The sequence below is a fragment of the Lactobacillus equicursoris DSM 19284 = JCM 14600 = CIP 110162 genome, from assembly GCF_001434815.1.
Classification (GTDB): domain Bacteria; phylum Bacillota; class Bacilli; order Lactobacillales; family Lactobacillaceae; genus Lactobacillus; species Lactobacillus equicursoris.
In genome coordinates, this window is record NZ_AZDU01000098.1 from 1 (window position 1) to 1,741 (window position 1,741).

Annotated in this window: 1 protein-coding gene; it reads right to left on the reverse strand. The window is 50.5% G+C overall.

What is annotated here, in order from left to right:
• Positions 1 to 61: 61 nt before the first annotated feature.
• Positions 62 to 1,474: a dipeptidase PepV gene (gene pepV / locus FC20_RS09435; protein ID WP_008463218.1), complete on the reverse strand. Its 1,413-nt coding sequence runs from the start codon at positions 1,472 to 1,474 to the stop codon at positions 62 to 64.
• Positions 1,475 to 1,741: the final 267 nt, after the last annotated feature.

Sequence of the window (1,741 nt, forward strand, 5' to 3'; positions counted from 1 at the left end):
GTGGGTGTTCAAATTATTCTTGCAATTTACCTCTTAGTCTTTTTAGTCTATATTGTCTTTTTTACAAATCAGCATCCTTGGTCAATTCGTAGATGGCTTCGGCGTAGATGGCAATGGAGTTGATCAAGTCGTCCAGCATCATAAATTCGTTAGCCGCGTGCATGACCATTGGGCCATTTTCTGGCTGAGCGCCAAAGGCCACGCCACGCTTGAAGAGGCGGCCGTAAGTGCCCCCGCCGATCACAACTTCGTGGCCCTGGTTGCCGGTCTGCTTTTCGTAAACGGCCAGCAGGGTTTGGACCAGCTTGTCGTCGCCTGGCACGTAGTGAGGCTCTTCAAAGCCGTTATAAGTTACGTCCAAAATAGCGCCAAACTTGTCCATGACCTGCTTGATCATGGTGTCTGGGTCCGTGCCTTGTGGGTAGCGGACGTTGTTCTTCAGGGTTGCTTCGCCGTCATGTTCGTAGTCAAACATGGAAGGGGAGCTGGCCAGGGTGCCCATCAAGTCGTCTTGGTGGTAGATGCCAAGCTTTTTACCGTAGAAGTCTTCATGTTCAGTTTCTGCTAAAAAGTGAATGAAGTTCTTGTCGCGGCCGGCAAAAGCGAACTGGTCTAAGAACAGAGCCAGGAAGGTGGCAGAGTTCTTGCCCACTTGCGGAGCAGAAGCGTGCGCGCCTTGGCCGATCAGGGTGATCTTGGCGGTCTCGCCGTCGATGACAAATTCCCCGCCCAGGTCGTGGTCCTTTAAAAAGGCGTCAAAGGCTAGCTTGATGGCGTCTAGGTTTGCGCCAGATACCGTAGCCCGGGTTACTTGCGGCGTTACGTTGGTGGCGATCCCGGCCTTAAAGTCGTTTAAGACGTAGTCGCCTTCAGTGTCGTCCTTTTTAAAGGTGAATTCCAGGGTAAAAATCCCTTGTTCGCCGTTGATGATTGGGTATTCAGCGTCTGGTGAGAAGACGATGTCTGGAGTAGGTTCGTGCTTCAAGTAGTAGTCGATCCCCACCCAGTTGGTTTCTTCGTTGGTGCCAAGGACGAAGTCGATCTTCTTTTTCGGCTTAAAGCCAGCTTCTTTCAAAAGCAGCATCCCGTAGTAAGCGGCTAAGCTTGGCCCCTTGTCGTCGGCTGAGCCCCGGCCGTAGATCCGGCCTTCGTCGTCAATTTCCATCTTGAATGGGTCGCGGGTCCAGCCTTCGCCAGCTGGCACCACGTCCATGTGGCCGATGATGCCTAGGCGCTGGTCGCCTTCACCGTAGTTGACCCGGCCAGCGTAGTTGGCAAAGTTTTCCGTGTCAAAGCCGTCGCGCTTGGCGAATTCCAAAAATTTGGTCATGGCCTTGACTGGGCCTGGGCCAACTGGGTATTCTTCGCTGGTGTTGTTTAAGTCTTCTGAAGAATCGATGGCAATCAGTTCGGCCAGGTCCTTCAAAATCGCGTCTTTCTTGCTTTGGGCAAGTTCTTTGTAGTTAAGCTCCATCTTGTCCCCCTAATTTTTTATATGCTTATCCTAAAAGTTTATCAAGCTTGAGGCTTCGTGACAAATTTTTAGCTGTTTCTGGTTGATGATTCCCCCAAGTATATGTAGCCAAGCCATTTTTCGACTTTTGATTCCCCCAAGCAAAAACAGCTTTCCCTAACGGAAAAGCTGTTTTTTACCTCCTGTACTGGTTAGCATGGCGGTAAGTTACTCATCTACAGAAATTGCTGCTCAAAAACTTACTCAACTACGGAGATTGCTGCTCAA